General features: G+C 69.6%; 12 protein-coding genes. 5 read left to right on the forward strand and 7 right to left on the reverse strand.

Features of this window, described 5'->3' with window-relative positions; genetic code table 11:
• Positions 1 to 13: 13 nt before the first annotated feature.
• The 7 genes from QA861_RS29925 to kdpF all read right to left on the reverse strand — a co-directional run bounded on the left by QA861_RS29925 (position 14) and on the right by kdpF (position 12,373).
• Positions 14 to 2,413 (reverse strand): SpoIIE family protein phosphatase, encoded by a 2,400-nt coding sequence (locus QA861_RS29925; protein ID WP_334591796.1) that lies wholly within the window; start codon positions 2,411 to 2,413, stop codon positions 14 to 16.
• Positions 2,414 to 2,489: 76 nt separating this feature from the next.
• Complete coding sequence (locus QA861_RS29930; RefSeq protein ID WP_334591797.1) at positions 2,490 to 6,761, reverse strand: HAMP domain-containing hybrid sensor histidine kinase/response regulator; 4,272 nt, start codon at positions 6,759 to 6,761, stop codon at positions 2,490 to 2,492.
• 278 nt (positions 6,762 to 7,039) lie between these two features.
• Positions 7,040 to 7,735: a response regulator gene (locus QA861_RS29935; protein ID WP_334591798.1), complete on the reverse strand. Its 696-nt coding sequence runs from the start codon at positions 7,733 to 7,735 to the stop codon at positions 7,040 to 7,042.
• A 62-nt stretch (positions 7,736 to 7,797) separates the two neighbouring features.
• Positions 7,798 to 8,466 (reverse strand): potassium-transporting ATPase subunit C, encoded by a 669-nt coding sequence (locus tag QA861_RS29940; protein WP_334591799.1) that lies wholly within the window; start codon positions 8,464 to 8,466, stop codon positions 7,798 to 7,800.
• A gap of 24 nt (positions 8,467 to 8,490) precedes the next feature.
• Positions 8,491 to 10,581 (reverse strand): potassium-transporting ATPase subunit KdpB, encoded by a 2,091-nt coding sequence (gene kdpB / locus QA861_RS29945; protein WP_443041671.1) that lies wholly within the window; start codon positions 10,579 to 10,581, stop codon positions 8,491 to 8,493.
• Between the two features lie 29 nt (positions 10,582 to 10,610).
• A complete protein-coding gene (gene kdpA, locus QA861_RS29950) occupies positions 10,611 to 12,275 on the reverse strand; it encodes a potassium-transporting ATPase subunit KdpA (RefSeq protein ID WP_334591801.1) in 1,665 nt (554 codons plus the stop codon).
• Positions 12,276 to 12,283: 8 nt separating this feature from the next.
• Positions 12,284 to 12,373, reverse strand: coding sequence for a K(+)-transporting ATPase subunit F (kdpF, locus tag QA861_RS29955; RefSeq protein WP_334591802.1), 90 nt, complete (start codon positions 12,371 to 12,373; stop codon positions 12,284 to 12,286).
• Positions 12,374 to 12,690: 317 nt separating this feature from the next.
• Between kdpF and QA861_RS29960 the strand changes: the two genes are divergently transcribed.
• From QA861_RS29960 to QA861_RS29980, 5 genes are all read left to right on the forward strand, one after another.
• Complete coding sequence (locus QA861_RS29960) at positions 12,691 to 13,149, forward strand: pyridoxamine 5'-phosphate oxidase family protein (protein ID WP_334591803.1); 459 nt, start codon at positions 12,691 to 12,693, stop codon at positions 13,147 to 13,149.
• A 186-nt stretch (positions 13,150 to 13,335) separates the two neighbouring features.
• Complete coding sequence (locus tag QA861_RS29965; RefSeq protein WP_334591804.1) at positions 13,336 to 14,271, forward strand: metal ABC transporter solute-binding protein, Zn/Mn family; 936 nt, start codon at positions 13,336 to 13,338, stop codon at positions 14,269 to 14,271.
• Between the two features lie 74 nt (positions 14,272 to 14,345).
• A complete protein-coding gene (locus QA861_RS29970) occupies positions 14,346 to 15,176 on the forward strand; it encodes a metal ABC transporter ATP-binding protein (RefSeq protein WP_334594882.1) in 831 nt (276 codons plus the stop codon).
• The gene (locus tag QA861_RS29975) at positions 15,173 to 16,054 is read left to right on the forward strand and encodes a metal ABC transporter permease (RefSeq protein WP_334591805.1); all 882 of its coding nucleotides are present in this window, start codon (positions 15,173 to 15,175) and stop codon (positions 16,052 to 16,054) included. Before QA861_RS29970 ends, QA861_RS29975 begins: the two co-directional genes overlap by 4 nt.
• 177 nt (positions 16,055 to 16,231) lie before the next feature.
• A complete protein-coding gene (locus QA861_RS29980; RefSeq protein WP_334594883.1) occupies positions 16,232 to 17,794 on the forward strand; it encodes an acyl-CoA carboxylase subunit beta in 1,563 nt (520 codons plus the stop codon).
• Positions 17,795 to 17,834 lie beyond the last annotated feature (40 nt).

The following is a 17,834-nucleotide window of genomic DNA, read 5'->3' on the forward strand; positions in this document are numbered from 1 at the left end:
TCTTCGCTTGCGCCTAGGCCACCCGGACGCCCACGAGGCAGGTGTCGTCGTCCGTGTCGGACTTGCTGTAGGTGAGCAGGCGGTCCAACTGCTGGTCCAGCGTGGGCGGTACCGTGCGCGCGGCCAGCAGCAACTGGGCCAGCGATTCCTCCACGGACCGGTCACGGCGTTCGATCAGTCCGTCCGTGTACATCAGCAACGTGTCGTCGACGGCCAGTTGGACCTCGTGTTCCTCGTACGTCGCGTCGGGCGCGGCGCCGAGCAGCAGGCCCGTGATCAGGGGCAGCGGCGTCGCTTCGTTGCCGCGTACCAGGACGGGCGGGAGATGGCCGGCCCTGGCCCAGCGCAGGGTGCGGCGGTCGGGGTCGTACAGGCCGCAGACCGCCGTGGCGGTGACGACTCCCGTCAGATGGTGGGCGACCATGTTGAGCCAGGACAGCAACTGGCCCGGTCCGGCGCCTGTCACGGCGAGACCGCGCAGCGCGTTGCGCAGGACGACCATGCTGGTGGCCGCCTCGATACCGTGTCCGGCGACATCCCCGACACACAGCAGCACCAGCCCGGACGGCAGCACCACCGCGTCGTACCAGTCGCCGCCGACCAGGTGCTGGGTCTCGGCGGGCCGGTAGCGGACGGCCACGCGCAGCCCGGGGGCCTCCAGCGGGGCCTGCGCCGGGGGCATGATCGCGTGCTGGAGCTGGAGGGTGAGCCGGTTGCGTTCGCTCGACTGCTGCTCGGAGTGGGCGAGTTGGTCGCGGGTGGCGGCGAGGGCGACCTCCGTCCAGTGGTGCGCGGAGATGTCCTGGTAGGCGCCCCGGACGACGAACAGCCGGCCGTCGGAGTCGAGGACCGGCTCGGCCACCACACGGATGTGCCGGGTCACGCCGTCGGGCCGCTGGAGCCGGAAGGCCGCGGACGCGGCGCGGCGGTGGTGCAGCAGGGTGCGCAGGAACCTGCCGACGACGACGGCGTCGTCGGGGTGTGCGTGGGCGGGCAGATCCTCCAGCGGGACCGGACCGCTGACGGACGGTTTGCCGTAGAGGCTGAAGAGCTGGCCGTTCCAGGTGATCTCGCCGGTGAGGAGGTTCTCCTCGAAACCGCCGATGCGGCCGAGTCGCTGGGCGTGTTGCAGCAGGCTCGCCAGCCGTGCCGTCTCGTCCTCCATACGCCAGACGAGGAGGACGCTGCCGCCGTGCCGGCTGACGCTGATGTCGGCGACCGAGGCCAGCGGGACGTCGTCCACCAGGGCCGTGAGCCGCATCCGGCGGGCTCGGAACGGCTCACCCGTGGCATAGACCCGTTCGATCTGGTCGAACAGCTCGCTCTCGCCGGCGGCCATCGGATACGTCTCCAGGAGCAGGGCTCCGGTGACGGCGCCTCGTGGCCGGCCGGCCGGGTCGAGGAAGGGGATGTTGACGTGGTGGATGCGGAAGTCGACCAGTTCCCCGGTGGCGTCCAGGTGCGGAACCAGCACCAGCGCCGGGTCGTGGAGACCGTCGGCCAGGTCCATCAGTTCGGCGGCGTCCGGCAGGGCCCCGGGCCGCGCGTCGGCGTCGGGGCGACGCGGAGCGCAGGTCTCCAGCGTGTGCGCGCACAGTTCGGCGAGGGCCTCGACCTGGCGGACGATCTGCGGGGGCTGGGCTCCCAGCGGCGTGGGCCAGACGATTTCCAGCACTCCGTGGATCCGCCCGCCGGTGCCCGCGGGCAGGGCGACCCGGCCGCCGTCGGCGTGGTGGCTCCGGCCGATGGAGGGCAGCCCGGTCTCCGCCAGACTGGTGATCCACTGACCTGTTCGCTCGCCGAGCCCACGACGGGCCACCGTGACCACGCCCGGCGGCACGTACCGCCAGCGTGCCGCCTCCGCGGCCGGGAACCCGGCACTGCCCGCCAGGGTGAGGGAACCGTCGGCGCCCAGCGCCCAGATGGCCACGGCTTCCGCGCCGAGCGGCGTCAGAGCGTGTTCCAGCAGGGAGTCGGCCACGGCCTGGGTGTCGTGGGCGGCAAGCGCTCCGCTCTCGGCGGTCCGCAGCCGTACGGCGAAGGAGCCGTTCCCCGGCGGGTCGGTGGTATCGCTCTGGTCCGCCGTGGTCGCGAGGAGAGCGGTCGTCACGTCGGAGAGCCGGTCGCGCGCGGCCTGGTTGATGACTTCGACGGCGAATTCGAGGGGTGTCACGCCCGCCTGCTCGGTCAGCTCGGCGAGTTGCCGTGCCGCCTGCGACGGCCCGCATCCGAGCCGCTCCACGAGGATGCCCTTGGCCAGCTCGATCAGGGCACGACCGTCCGCTTCCGCGTGGGCCGTCTGCACCTCGCGGCGCAGGCGCTCCACGGTCGCCGCGAGTCTGCCGACGGGCGTGGGCTGCCCCGCGTGGTCGTCCTCTTTCGATCCGGCGTCCTGCGGCTGGGGGTTGCTCACGGTTGGACTGTCCCTCGGTTCGGGTGTCCGGGGACACCACGCGGTCGGCCGGCACGCGGGGCGGTGCGGTTCCCCGTCATACGGACAGCCAGCGCCGGACGCGGCCGATGAGGTCGTTGGTGTCGACCGGCTTGGTGACGTAGTCGTTCGCCCCCGAGGCGAGGCTCTTCTCCTGGTCGCCGGGCATGGCCTTCGCGGTGACGGCGATGATGGGCAGGTCCGCGTACTGGGGCATGGCCCGGATCTCCGCGGTGGCGGTGTAGCCGTCCATCTCGGGCATCATCACGTCCATCAGGACCACCGAGATGTCCGGATGGGCGAGCAGCATCTCGATGCCCTTACGGCCGTTGTCGGCGTGCAGGACGTTGAAGCCGTGGAGTTCCAGCATCCCGCTCAGCGCGAAGAGGTTGCGCGCGTCGTCGTCGACCACGAGCACCGTACGGCCGACGAAGGCGCCGTCGACGACCTGTGCGGCCGGGCGCTGGGACTCCTCCGTACGGACCAGTGACAGCACGTCGCCCGGTTCCTCGGCGGACAGGTGCAGGGTGATCCGTTCGCGCAGCTCGTCCAGGCTGGAGAGAAAGTCCAGCGGGCGGCCGTCCGCACGGGAGCGCAGCGCCTGTTCGTGCGCCAGATCCCCGCGATGACCGGTGTGCACCAGTACGGGCACGCCGGCCAGCGCCGAGTCACCCTCTATGGCGTCCAGCAGACGTGTGCCCTCGTCGTCGGGCATGCCGAGTTCCAGGACGACGCAGTGGCAGGGCTCGGCGGCCAGTGTGCTCGCCGCCTCCTGTGCCCCGATCGCCGTGATGATGTCGATCGCCCCGAGCCGGCCGTCGTCGGGCGCGAGGTCCGCGACCGCGCGTTCGGCGACGAGGGTGAGCAGTCCGCGTGGACGGTCCTCGACGACGAGGAGGCGGCGACGGCGCTGTTCGGGTGCCGTGGGGGAAGCGGCGTCCGGCCGGGAGACGGGCGGGAGTTCCCGGCCGGCGGTTCCGGGGTGCTGCTCCGTCGGCGGGCCACCGCCGTCGAGCACTTCCTCGAAGTCGGCGCGTGCCACGGGGAGGTAGAGGGTGAAGGTACTGCCCTGGCCGGGCGTGCTGTCCACCGTGACGGCGCCGCCGAGCAGATGGGCGATCTCCCGGGTGATCGACAGGCCGAGTCCGGTGCCGCCGTACTTGCGGCTGGTGGTGCCGTCCGCCTGCTGGAAGGCTCCGAAGATCGTCTCCAGTTGCTGCTGGGGAATGCCGATACCGGTGTCCCGCACCCTGAAGGCCACGACGGGACCGCCGCGGACGACGCCGGCGGGCACCTCCCGGTCCGCGGCGGGTTCGATGCGCAGGGCGACACCGCCCTGTTCGGTGAACTTCACCGCGTTCGACAGGAGGTTGCGCAGGATCTGGCGCAGCCGGGAGTCGTCGGTGAGCAGGTCGGCGGGTGTTCCCGGGGCGGTGGCCACCGTGAAGTCCAGGCTCTTCTGCGTGGTCATCGGCCGGAACGTCGCCTCGACGTATTCCAGCAGTTTGCGCAGCGGGACCCGCTCGGGGGTGACGTCCATCTTGCCCGCCTCGACCTTGGACAGGTCGAGGATGTCGTTGATCAGCTGCAGCAGGTCCGAGCCCGCCGAGTGGATGATGCCCGCGTACTCGACCTGCTTGGGCGTGAGGTTGCGCGAGGGGTTCTGGGCCAGCAACTGGGCCAGGATCAGCAGGCTGTTGAGCGGGGTGCGCAGTTCGTGGCTCATGTTCGCCAGGAACTCCGACTTGTACTTCGAGGCCAGCGCCAACTGCTGGGCGCGGGTCTCCAGCTCCTGCCGTGCCTGCTCGATCTCCAGGTTCTTGGCCTCGATGTCGCTGTTCTGTGAGGCCAGCAGGGAGGCCTTCTCCTCCAGTTCGGCGTTGGAGCGCTGGAGCTCGTCCTGCTGTACCTGCAACTCCTCCGACCTGGCCTGGAGTTCGGCGGTCAGCCGCTGGGACTCGCCCAGCAGTTCGTCGGTGCGGGCGTTGGCCACGATGGTGTTGAGGTTGACGCCGATGGTCGGCATCAGCTGGGCGAGGAAGTCCTGGTGGATCTGGGTGAAGGCGGTGACGGAGCCCAGCTCGATGACACCGAGAACCTGGTCCTCGACCACGATGGGCAGCACCACCAGGGCGCTGGGCACGGCCTGTCCGAGACCGGAGGAGATCGTCACGTAGCCCGGCGGCAGTTCCTCCACGCTGATGGGACGGCGGTTGCGCGCGGCCTGCCCGACCAGTGAGCGTCCGACGGGGATGCGGTGCGGCCGGTCGCTGTCGTCGGGATAGCCGTACGAGCCCACCAGCCGCAGCTCGGGGCCGCGTTCGGTGTCCTCGGCGAGGTAGAAGGCGCCGTACTGCGCGGAGGCCAGTGGCGCGAGTTCGTCCATGATGAGCTCGGCGACGACGGGCAGGTCCCGGTGGCCCTGCATCAGGCCGGAGATCCGGGCGAGGTTGGTCTTGAGCCAGTCCTGCTCCTGGTTGGCCCGGGTGGTCTCCCGCAGGGACTCGACCATGGAGTTGATGTTGTCCTTGAGGTCGGCGACCTCGCCGGAGGCCTCGACGGTGATCGAGCGGGTCAGGTCGCCCTCGGCGACGGCGCTGGTCACCTCGGCGATGGCGCGGACCTGTCGGGTGAGGTTCCCGGCGAGGCCGTTGACGTTCTCCGTCAGTCGCTTCCAGGTGCCTTCGACTCCCTCCACCTCGGCCTGGCCGCCGAGCCGGCCCTCGCTGCCGACCTCGCGGGCGACTCGGGTGACCTCGGCGGCGAACGACGACAGTTGGTCGACCATCGTGTTGATGGTGGTCTTCAGCTCCAGGATCTCGCCGCGCGCGTCGACGTCGATCTTCTTCGACAGGTCGCCGTTGGCCACCGCCGTCGTCACCAGGGCGATGTTGCGGACCTGGCCGGTGAGGTTGTTGGCCATCGAGTTGACGTTGTCGGTGAGGTCCTTCCAGGTGCCCGCGACGTTCGGTACGTGCGCCTGGCCCCCGAGGCGTCCCTCGGTGCCGACCTCGCGGGCGACTCGGGTCACCTCGTCGGCGAACGCGGAGAGCGTGTCGACCATCGTGTTGATGACGTCCGCCAGGGCCGCGACCTCGCCCTTGGCCTCGACGGTGATCTTCTGGGAGAGGTCGCCCCGTGCGACGGCCGTGGCGACCTGGGCGATCGAGCGGACCTGGCCGGTCAGGTTCGACGCCATCACGTTGACGTTGTCCGTCAGGTCCTTCCAGGTCCCGGACGCGCCCCGGACGATCGCCTGTCCGCCCAGATTGCCCTCGGTGCCGACCTCGCGGGCGACGCGGGTGACCTCGTCGGCGAAGCCGGACAACTGATCCACCATCGTGTTGATGGTGTTCTTCAACTCCAGGATCTCACCACGGGCATCCACAGTGATCTTCTGCGACAGATCGCCCTGAGCAACCGCCGTGGCGACCTGGGCGACATTGCGGACCTGCGCGGTGAGGTTGCCCCCCATGAAGTTCACGGAGTCCGTGAGGTCACGCCAGGTGCCCTTCACGCCCTTGACGTCAGCCTGTCCGCCGAGACGTCCCTCAGTGCCGACCTCACGGGCGACGCGGGTCACCTCGTCGGCGAAACCGGACAACTGATCCACCATCGTGTTGATGGTGTTCTTCAACTCCAGGATCTCACCACGGGCATCCACAGTGATCTTCTGCGACAGATCGCCCTGAGCAACCGCCGTGGTCACCTGGGCGACATTGCGGACCTGGGAAGTGAGGTTGCCCGCCATGAAGTTGACCGAATCGGTCAGGTCGCGCCAGACGCCGCCGACGCCGGGCACCTGGGCCTGTCCGCCGAGCCGTCCCTCGCTGCCGACCTCGCGGGCCACGCGGGTCACCTCGTCGGCGAACGCGGAGAGCTGGTCGACCATCGTGTTGACGGTCTCCTTCAGCTGAAGGATCTCGCCACGCGCGGGGACGTCGATCTTCTGCGACAGGTCGCCCTTGGCCACCGCGGTCGCCACCTGCGCGATGTCACGCACCTGGGTGGTCAGATTGCCCGCCATGGCGTTGACCGAGTCGGTCAGGTCGGCCCAGGTGCCCGAGACCCCCGGCACCTCGGCCTGGCCGCCGAGGGTGCCCTCGGTGCCCACCTCGCGTGCCACCCGCGTCACTTCGGAGGTGAACACGGACAACTGGTCCACCATGCCGTTGAACACCGTGGCGATGTCGCCGAGGAGCCCCTCGCCGTCGGACGGGAGCCGGGTGCCGAAGTCACCGTCCCGTACGGCGGTCAGTCCGGCCAGGAGTTGCCGTAGCTCCTGCTCACCCGGGGCCCGGTCGACGGCCTCGATCGTCCTGCTGCTCATGCGCACCCTCGTTCCGCTCCCCAAGAGCCCTCACGGCGAGGACTCGGAACCCGCGCCGGGCCTGTGGAAGGCCCGCTCACCGACCGCGTTTCCGCAGTTCGCCGACCGGCCGGATGAGAAAATCCGGTGAAGATTAACTCAGCTACCGGCACACAACCAAAGCCTGGCCCGGAGATATCGGTCGACCGAAAAAGACCCGCGACAGGCGGAATACATGAGCGAACACTGGGCACTCGCACCTGTTCGGCTCCGCCGTTCGGAGCGCCCTCGGCACCCTGTCATCCCTCGAAGCGGTAGCCCGTGCCCGGCTCGGTGATCAGGTGGCGAGGATGGGAGGGGTCCGTCTCCAGTTCGCGGCGCAGTCGGGCCATGTGGACGCGCAGGTGGTAGGTCCTGTTGCCCTGCGAGCCGCCCCACACCTCCTGGAGGAGGTGCTTCCGCGTGACCGGTCGGCCGGGGCTGGTCACCAGGATCTCCAGCAGGTGCCACTCGGTCGGGGTCAGTCGCACATCCCGCCCGGCCCTGACGACCCTCTTGGCGAGCAGGTCGATCCTGAGGTCGGCCGTCTCGACGAGTGCCGCGCCGGGGGAGAGCGGCGCGTTCTCGGTACGGCGGACGGCGGCCCGCAGCCCTGCCAGGAGTTCTTCCATGCGGAACGGCTTGGTGAGGTGGTCGTCCGCGCCCGCGTCGAGCGCGGCCACCTTCTCGCCGGATCCCTGCCGGGCGGACATCACCAGGATCGACATCCGGCTCCCGCCCCGGCCACGGCTCCGAAGGCTCCTGATGATGTCGACGCCGTCCGTGTCGGGCAGACCGAGGTCGAGCAGGACCACGTCGGGCTGCCTGGCGGCGACGAGCCGGAGGGCCGCCGCGCCGTCGGGGGCGGCCTCCACACCGTAGTGACGTACCCGCAGGTTGATGACGAGGGCCCGTAAGAGCTGCGGGTCGTCCTCCACCACGAGCACCCTGGTCATGGGGTGTGCCTCTCCTCCGGGGCCGCCGGCTCACGTGCTCGTGTGGGGGTCGGGCAAGGACGTCACTTATCGGCCACGAGGTCCTTGAGCGCGATGTTGAGTTCGAGGACGTTCACACGGGACTCCCCGACGAAGCCGAGGGTGCGGCCCTCGGTGTGCTCGTCGACCAGCTTCCGGACCTGGGTGACCGCCAGCCCGTTCTTCTGGGCGACCCGGTGGATCTGGAGGTCGGCATAGGCCGGGGAGATGTCCGGGTCGAGGCCGGAGCCGGAGGAGGTGACCGCGTCGGCGGGTACGTCGGCCGGCTCGACGGTGTAGCCGGACACGGAGTTGTCCTTCACGACCTCGGCCTTGGCGTCCTCGACCTGCTGGAGCAGTTCCCTGCTGTCGGCGGACAGGTTGGTGGCACCGGACAGCAGCAGCTTGTACCGCGTGTTGACGCTGTTGACGCCGAGCCCGTTCGCCGGCCGGCCCTGGAACCACCTCAGGTCCCGCTCCGGCGTCGCCTGCCCCTTCTTCGGCGGCAGATCGTACGACTGCCCGATCAGGGACGAGCCGACGACTTGGCCGTCCGCCTTGATCTCCGAGCCGTTCGCCGGGCCGGGGAACAACCCCTGCGCGATGCCGGTGACGACCAGCGGGTAGATGACGCCGGTCACCAGGGTCAGCACGAGGAGGGCCCGCAGGCCGGCGCCGAGCAACCGGGCTGTGTTCGTGACGGAGTTGTTCATGCCGATCAGCACGCTTTCGAGGAGTTACAGCCCAGGGATGAGTGAGATGAGCAGGTCGATGACCTTGATGCCGATGAAGGGCGCGATCAGCCCGCCGATGCCGTAGATCGTGAGGTTGCGGCGCAGCATCCGGTCCGCGCTCATCGGGCGGTAGCGCACGCCCTTCAGCGCCAGCGGGACCAGCGCGATGATGATCAGCGCGTTGAAGACGACCGCCGAGAGGATCGCGGAGTCGGGCGAGGACAGGTGCATGATGTTGAGCTTGTCCAGGCCCGGATAGACGGCCGCGAACAGCGCCGGGATGATCGCGAAGTACTTCGCGACGTCGTTGGCGATGGAGAACGTCGTCAACGCGCCCCGGGTGATGAGGAGTTGCTTGCCGATCTCGACGATCTCGATCAGCTTCGTCGGGTTCGAGTCGAGGTCGACCATGTTGCCGGCCTCCTTCGCCGCCGACGTGCCCGTGTTCATCGCCACGCCCACGTCGGCCTGGGCCAGCGCCGGCGCGTCGTTGGTGCCGTCGCCGGTCATGGCGACCAGCTTGCCGCCCGCCTGCTCCCGTTTGATGAGCGCCATCTTGTCCTCGGGAGTGGCCTCCGCGAGGAAGTCGTCGACGCCCGCCTCCTCGGCGATCGCCTTGGCCGTCAGCGGGTTGTCGCCCGTGATCATGACCGTCCTGATGCCCATGCGGCGCAGCTCCTCGAACCGCTCCCGCATGCCCTCCTTGACGACGTCCTTCAGATGGATGACGCCCAACACCCGTGCCCCGTCCGCGTCTTCGACGGCCACGAGCAGCGGCGTACCACCGGCCCCGGAGATCCGGTCGGTCAGCTCCTGCGCGTCCTGGGCGACTTCTCCGCCCTGCTCGCGCACCCATGTGACGACCGAACCGGCAGCGCCCTTGCGGATCTTGCGCCCGTCGACGTCCACACCCGACATCCGGGTCTGGGCGGTGAAGGCGATCCATTCGGCGCCGGCCAGTTCCCCCTGGTGACGCTCCCGAAGCCCGTACGTCTCCTTCGCCAGTACGACGATGGAGCGGCCCTCGGGCGTCTCGTCCGCCAGCGAGGAGAGCTGGGCGGCGTCCGCGACCTCCGCCTCGGTGGTGCCGCTCACCGGCACGAACTCCGACGCCTGACGGTTGCCGAGCGTGATGGTGCCCGTCTTGTCCAGGAGCAGGGTCGAGACGTCACCGGCGGCCTCGACCGCACGGCCCGACATCGCCAGCACGTTCCGCTGCACCAGCCGGTCCATGCCCGCGATGCCGATCGCGGAGAGGAGCGCGCCGATCGTGGTCGGGATCAGACAGACCAGCAGCGCCACCAGCACGACCATCGTCAGGTGGGTGCCCGCGTAGTCGGCGAACGGCGGCAGCGTGGCCACCGCGAGCAGGAAGACGATGGTGAGGGACGCCAGCAGGATGTTCAGCGCGATCTCGTTCGGTGTCTTCTGCCGGGCCGCGCCCTCGACCAGGTTGATCATGCGGTCGATGAAGGTCTCGCCGGGCTTCGTCGTGATCCTGATGACGATCCGGTCGGACAGCACCTTCGTACCGCCGGTGACGGCGCTCCGGTCGCCGCCCGACTCCCTGATGACCGGCGCCGACTCCCCCGTGATCGCCGACTCGTCGACGGAGGCGACACCCTCGGCCACATCACCGTCGCCGGGGATGATGTCCCCGGCCTCGCAGACGACGAGGTCGCCGATCTTCAACTCGGTGCCGGGGACGCGCTCTTCGGAGTCGCCGGTGAGCCGGCGGGCGACGGTGTCGGTCTTGGCCCTGCGCAGCGTGTCGGCCTGTGCCTTGCCGCGGCCCTCGGCGACCGCCTCCGCCAGGTTGGCGAAGATCACGGTCAGCCAGAGCCAGGCGCTGATGGTCCAGCCGAACCAGTCGCCCGGGGTCCTGAACGAGAAGACCGTCGTCAGCACCGACCCGACCAGCACCACGAACATCACAGGCGACTTGACCATCACCCGCGGGTCGAGCTTGCGGCAGGCGTCCGGCAGCGACCTGACCAGTTGCCCGGCATCGAAGAGACCGGCGCCGACCCGGGTCTCCTTGTTCCCGGTGGGGACGTCCTGGTGCGGCGCCCGGGTGGGAGTGGCTGTGGACATCGGGTCCTCTGGCTTTCGGGTACGGATGGTCATGACGCCAGCCCCTCGGCGAGCGGCCCGAGCGCGAGTGCCGGGAAGTAGGTGAGACCGGTGATGATGAGGATGGCGCCCACGAGAAGGCCGGTGAACAGCGGCTTCTCGGTGCGCAGGGTGCCCGCGGTGACGGGCACGGGCGTCTGCTCGGCGAGCGAGCCGGCCAGCGCCAGCACGAACACCATCGGCAGGAAACGGCCGAGCAGCATCGCCAGGCCGGTCATGGTGTTGAACCAGTCGGTGTCGGCGTTCAGACCGCCGAAGGCCGAGCCGTTGTTGTTGGCGGCGGAGGTGAAGGCGTACAGCACCTCGGAGAATCCGTGGGCACCGGAGTTCAGCATGGAGTCCGGCGGGGTCGACAGCGCCATGGACGCGGCGGTGAGGACGAGGACCAGGGCGGGTGTGACCAGGATGTAGCAGGCCGCGAGCTTGATCTCGCGGGTGCCGATCTTCTTGCCCAGGTACTCGGGCGTACGGCCGACCATGAGGCCCGCGATGAACACCGCGATGACCGCCATGATCAGCATGCCGTAGAGGCCGGAGCCGGTGCCGCCGGGTGCGATCTCGCCCAGCATCATGCCCAGCATCGCGATGCCGCCGCCGAGGCCGGTGAACGAGGAGTGGAAGGAGTCCACCGCGCCGGTCGAGGTGAGCGTCGTCGACACCGCGAAGATCGACGACGATCCGACGCCGAAGCGGACCTCCTTGCCCTCCAGCGCGCCGCCTGCCGCCTGGAGCGCCGGGCCGTGGTGCGCGAACTCGGTCCACATCATCAGGGCGACGAAGCCCAGCCAGATGGTGAACATCGTGGCGAGGATCGCGTAGCCCTGCCTCACCGAGCCGACCAGCACACCGAACGTACGGGTCAGTGCGAACGGGATCACCAGCAGCAGGAAGATCTCGAACAGGTTGGTGAAGGGCGTCGGGTTCTCGAAGGGGTGCGCGGAGTTGGCGTTGAAGTAGCCGCCGCCGTTGGTGCCGATCTCCTTGATGGCCTCCTGCGAGGCGACGGCACCCCCGTTCCACTGCTGAGAACCTCCCCCGAACTGGCCGACCTCGTGGATCCCGGAGAAGTTCTGGATGGCACCGCACGCCACCAGCACGATCGCGGCGACGACGGACAGCGGCAGCAGGATGCGTACGACACCACGCACCAGGTCGGACCAGAAGTTGCCCAGTTCACCGGTGCGTGATCGGGCGAACCCGCGGACCAGGGCCACTGCCACCGCGATACCGACGGCCGCGGAAACGAAGTTCTGCACGGCCAGCCCGGCGGTCTGCACGACATGGCCCAGGGTCTGTTCGCCGTAGTACGACTGCCAGTTGGTGTTAGTCACGAACGACACGGCCGTGTTGAACGACCGCGCCGGGTCGACCGAGTCGAAGCCCAGCGAGCCGGGCAGCACGCCCTGGAGCCGCTGGAGCAGATAGAGGAAGAGGACGCCGACCGCCGAGAAGGCGAGGATCCCGCGCAGGTAGGCGGGCCAGGTCATCTCGGTGTCGGGGTTGGCACCGATGCTCTTGTAGATCCACTTCTCGACGCGCAGATGCTTGTCGGAGGTGTAGACCCTGGCCATGTAGGTGCCGAGGGGGAGGTAGGCGAGCGCCAGCGCCGCTATGAGGGCGAGCAGCTGGAGCACGCCGGCGAGTACGGGACCCATGGCGTGGCTCAGAACCTCTCCGGGAAGAGCAGGGCGAGGACGAGATAGCCCAGCAGGGCGACAGCCGCAGTGAGGCCGACGATGGTCTCGGCGGTCACAGCTTCGTCACCCCCTTGGCGACGAGGGCGACCAGCGCGAAACCCGCGACGGTGGCGATGACGAAGGCCAGGTCGGCCATCGCGAACTCCTGGAGTGAGGTTCAGGTGAACAGGGACGATTCGAGGAAAGCTCCTCTCCGGCCGGATCGGGTCGTCCGTTGACGGCTCTCTTACGGCGACGCCCACGGCATTGACGGGACCCATACGGCGTCGGTGCCGGACCGCGCCCACCTGCGCGGTGGGGGTCCTCTCGACCATTGCGGGCTCACCGAAAATGCCCCACCCTGTCGGCCTGACGCGAGAGAAGAGAGGCCCGCATGGCTGCGACTCAGCGCAGGAGCCGGAAGATCATGATGACGCCGGACGAGCTGGACGAGTTCCTCACCACTCAGCGCATGTGCCGGGTCGCCACACTGTCGGGTGACGGCGCCCCGCATGTCAGTGCCCTCTGGTTCGCCTGGGACGGCACCTCGCTGTGGCTGTACTCCATCGTGCGCAGCAAACGCTGGGCCGACCTTCGTCGCGACCCGCGTGTAGCGGTCGTCGTCGACTCCGGCGAGGGGTACGGGGAGCTGCGCGGGGCCGAACTCTCAGGCACCGTGGAGTTCGTGGGCGAGATACCCCGCTCCGGCGAGCCATGTCCGGAACTCGCCCTGCTGGAACCGTTGTTCGCCCGCAAGAACTTCGGTCTGGAGGAGATGCCGCACGACGGCCGGCATGCGTGGATCCGCCTGACCCCCGCCAAGACCGTCTCCTGGGACTTCCGCAAGCTGTGACGCCCGTTTCTCACAGGCGCGACCGAGCGTCTTCCGTGACGGACCGGGCGGGGAGGAGGGGCGGAGCGCCGTGCGTCAAGTATTGGTAATGATTTCCATATCGATCGGATTCGGCCATGCTTTTGACATTCATTTCCATCTAGTGTGGCGAGTACACCCTTGCTCACCACCTGTCGTGGAGGATCCATGTCCCCGTCCCCGTCCCGGCGCCTCGCCCTGATCACCGGCGCCTCGCTGGCCCTCCTGACGGGGTGCGGCAGCTCGTCGGACTCCGGCGGTGACGGGAGCGGTGCGCAGGAACCGGCCGCTTCGTCCAAGATCGTCGTGGTCGCCTCGACCGACGTCTACGGCGACATCGTCGGACAGATAGGCGGCGCGAAGGTCGATGTCACGTCGATCATCAGCGACCCCGACCAGGATCCGCACTCCTACGAGGCCAACACCCAGAACCAGCTGGCCCTCTCCAAGGCGAAGGTCGTCGTCGAGAACGGCGGCGGCTACGACGACTTCGTCGACCGGATGCTGAAGAGCGGCGGCTCCGCCGCCGAGGTCATCAACGCCGTCAAGGTCTCCGGGAAGACAGCCCCGAAGGGCGGGGACCTCAACGAGCACGTCTGGTACGACTTCCCGACCGTCGCGAAGATCGTCGACCGTATCGCCACGGCACTGGGCAAGGCCGACGCCGCCGACGCCGCCCTCTTCACCAAGAACGCCGAGGCCTTCAAGGCCAGGCTGACGGCGCTGGAGGCGAAGGAAGCCCAGATCAAGAAGGAGCACGCCGGCCAGGGCGTCGCCATCACCGAACCCGTGCCGCTCTACCTGACCACCGCGAGCGGGCTGGTGAACAGGACGCCCGCGGCGTTCAGCGAGGCCATCGAGGAGGGCGACGACGTCTCTCCCCGGGTCCTTCAGGCCACGCTGGCGGTGTTCAGCGACAAGCAGGTCAAGGCGCTGGTCTACAACGAGCAGACCTCCGGCCCGCAGACCGAGAAGTCCAAGGCCGCGGCCGAGGCGGCCGGCATCCCCGTCGTACCCGTGACCGAGACCCTGCCCGCCGGCAAGGACTACCTCGGCTGGATGACCGCCAACGTCGACGCGCTCGCGAGCGCGCTCACCAAGTGAGGCAGCCCGCCCCGGCCACCGTGCCCTCACCCCGTCAGGGTGCGAGGCCTGCCGGGGGCGGCGACTCCGGTGCCGTGGTCAGTCTGCGCGGCGCCGAACTGTCGTACGGCGCCCGTGTGGTGTGGCAGGGCCTCGACCTGGATGTACGGCCGGGGGAGTTCCTGGCCGTGCTCGGGCCGAACGGATCGGGCAAGACCAGTTTCGTACGGGCCCTGCTGGGCCGGCAGCCCCTGTCCGCCGGAACCCTGACCGTCCTCGGAGGTTCCCCGCGCGAGGCCGGCCGGCATCTCGGGTACGTCCCTCAGCAGGCGGAGGTGTCCGCGCAGGCGATGCTGCGGGCCCGCGATCTCGTGCGCTTCGGCATCGACGGGCACCGTTTCGGGCCCCGGCTGCGGACGGGTGCCGTCCGTCGCCGGGTCGACGAGATCCTCGCCTCCGTCGGAGCCACCGCGTACGCCGACGTCCCCCTCGGCATGCTGTCCGGCGGTGAACGGCAACGCGTCCGTATCGGGCAGGCCCTGGCCACCGATCCGCGCATCCTGCTCTGCGACGAGCCGCTGCTCTCCCTCGACCTGAACCACCAGCGGGCCGTCACCGAACTCGTGGACGCCCGCCGCAGGTCCCACGGCACGTCCGTGGTCTTCGTGACCCACGAGATCAACCCCGTGCTCGGTCTGGTCGACCGCGTCCTGTACCTGGCGCCCGGGCGTCACCGGACAGGGACACCGGACGAGGTGCTGACCTCCCGGTCGCTGTCGGACTTGTACGGCACACGGGTCGACGTCGTCCGCGTCCAGGGGCGGGTCGTGGTCGTCGGCGCCCCCGACGGACCGGCCACTCCCCCGCATCACGCCCATGAGACCGCCCACGGGGTGGTCCGTCAGACCGAGGAAGTGCACCCATGACGCTCGCCGAGGGGGTCTGGCACCAGATCTTCAGCTTCGAGGACTACGGCGAACTCCTGGCGCTGGTCCGCAACTCCCTCATCGCGGGTGCCGCACTCGGCCTCGTCGGCGGTCTCGCCGGGGTCTTCGTCATCATGCGCGACCTGCCCTTCGCGGTGCACGGCATCAGCGAGTTGTCCTTCGCGGGCGCGTCGGCAGCCCTGCTGCTGGGCGTGAACATCGTGGGGGGCTCGATCGTCGGTTCGCTTCTCGCGGCCGGCGCGATCGGGGTCCTGGGCGCGCGGGCCCGTGACCGCAACTCGGCGATCGGCATCCTCATGCCGTTCGGTCTCGGGCTCGGTGTGCTCTTCCTCGCTCTCTACAAGGGCCGGGCGGCCAACAAGTTCGGCCTGCTCACCGGGCAGATCGTGGCCGTCGACACGCCGCAGATGACCTGGCTCCTGGGCACCTCCGCCCTGGTACTGGTCGCCCTCGTCGTCATCTGGCGGCCGTTGACCTTCGCCAGCGCCGACCCGGACGTCGCCGCCGCCCGTGGTGTGCCGGTACGCGGACTGTCCTTCGCCTTCATGCTCGTGCTCGGTCTCACCGTCGCCCTGTCGGTCCAGGTCGTCGGCGCCCTGCTGGTCCTGACCCTCGTCGTCACACCCGCCGCGGCCGCCGCGCGTGTCACCGCGTCCCCGGTGCTGCTGCCGCTGCTCAGCGTGGTCTTCGCCGTGCTCTCCGTCGAGGGCGGCATCCTGCTCGCCCTGGGCAGCTCCATCCCCATCAGCCCGTACGTCACCACGATCTCGTTCTCCATCTACGCGCTGTGCCGCCTCGCCGGCGCCTACCGCACCCGGCGCTGGGGAGACAGGAGGACGGTCCCGCAGCCCGCCTGACACCGGATCTCCGGATCTGGATCGCCGGATCTCCGGATGCGGCCCCTCTCACACCGGCCCTTGTCACGCACGGACGAAGCGCGGTCCCGCAGGACTCATCTCGCGCACATTGAAGGGTGATTGACCCGGTCCCCTCCCTCGTCGCTGCCATATTCGAAAGCCACTTCGGAGGTGGCTGTGACGCTAGAGGCGACAACATCCTGGGCCACACGCCTGCCCGACCGCACCGCCGACCGCATCACCGTTCTGGAGAGCCGTCGGTCGCGGGCGCTGGCGGAGAACGGGCCGAGAAGACGCGGGGAGTTCGGCGCCCGTGAGCGGATCGACCTGTTGCTCGACGAGGGTTCGTTCACCGAGACCGGGATGTTCGTACGGGCACGGCCCACCGGGGACGGCGCCCCCCGCCCCTACGGGGACGGGGTTGTCACCGGGCACGGCACGGTAGACGGTCGTGCCGTCTGTGTGTTCGCCCAGGATTCCACGGTCTTCGGCGGGAGCATGGGCGAGGCCTTCGGGGAGAAGACGATCGCCCTGATGGACCTCGCGATGAGGACCGGCTGCCCGGTGATCGGGCTCAACGACGGCGGCGGCGCCCGTATTCAGGAGGGCGTCGCCTCGCTCGCCCTCTACGCCGAGCTGGTGCGCCGCAACGTACAGGCGTCCGGGGTGATCCCCCAGCTCTCGGTCGTGCTCGGGCCGTGCGCCGGCGGGGCCGCGTACTCGCCGGCCATCACCGACTTCACCGTGATGGTGGACGGCGCCTCGCACATGTTCGTCACCGGGCCCGACGTCATCGAGGCGGTCACCGGGGAGCGCACCAGCGCCGAGGACCTGGGCGGCGCCCGCACCAGCAACTCCGTCAACGGCAACGCCCACTTCCTCGCCGCCGACGAGGTGGAGGCCCTCGACACCGTACGGGACCTGCTGTCGTACCTGCCCGCCAACAACCTGGAGCGGCCCCCGCAGTACGCGCCCGTGGCGGCGCCCACCGACAGGTGTCTCGACGAGGTCGTGCCGGACCGGCTCGGGCAGGTCTACGACATGCGGGACATCCTGCGCGCGGTTGTCGACGGCGGTGAACTGCTGGAGGTCCAGGAGCTGTTCGCGCCGAACATCATCTGCGCGCTGGCCCTGGTGGAGGGCACGTCCGTCGGTGTCGTCGCCAACCAGCCGCTCCACAGTGCCGGGGTGCTGGACATCGACGCCTCCGAGAAGGCAGCGCGGTTCGTGCGGTTCTGCGACGCGTTCGGCATCCCGCTGCTGACCTTCACCGACGTCCCCGGCTATCTGTCCGGCGTCCGCCAGGAGCAGGCCGGGATCATCCGGCGCGGCGCCAAACTGCTGTACGCCTACGCCGAGGCGACCGTCCCGAAGGTCACGGTGGTGGTGCGCAAGGCGTACGGCGGCGGGTACGCCGTGATGGGCTCCAAGCATCTGGGCGCCGACATCAACCTCGCCTGGCCCAGCGCCCGGATCGCCGTCATGGGCGCCGAGGGCGCGGTGGGCGTCCTGCACCGGCGTGAACTGGCCGCCGCCGACGACCCGGAGGCGCTGCGGGCCAGCCTCGTCGCCGCGTACGAGAGCACGCACGGGACGCCCTATCTGGCCGCCGAACGCGGGTACGTCGACGCCGTCATCGCGCCGCGCGACACCCGGGACCACATCGTCCGTGCCCTGCGCGCCCTGCGCGGCAAGCGCGCACCGATGCCGACGCGCAGGCACGGCAACATCCCCCTCTGAGCCCCTGAGCCCCTGAACCCCGGATCTCTCCAGTCCCCGC

The sequence above is a fragment of the Streptomyces sp. B21-083 genome (genome assembly GCF_036898825.1).
Classification (GTDB): domain Bacteria; phylum Actinomycetota; class Actinomycetes; order Streptomycetales; family Streptomycetaceae; genus Streptomyces.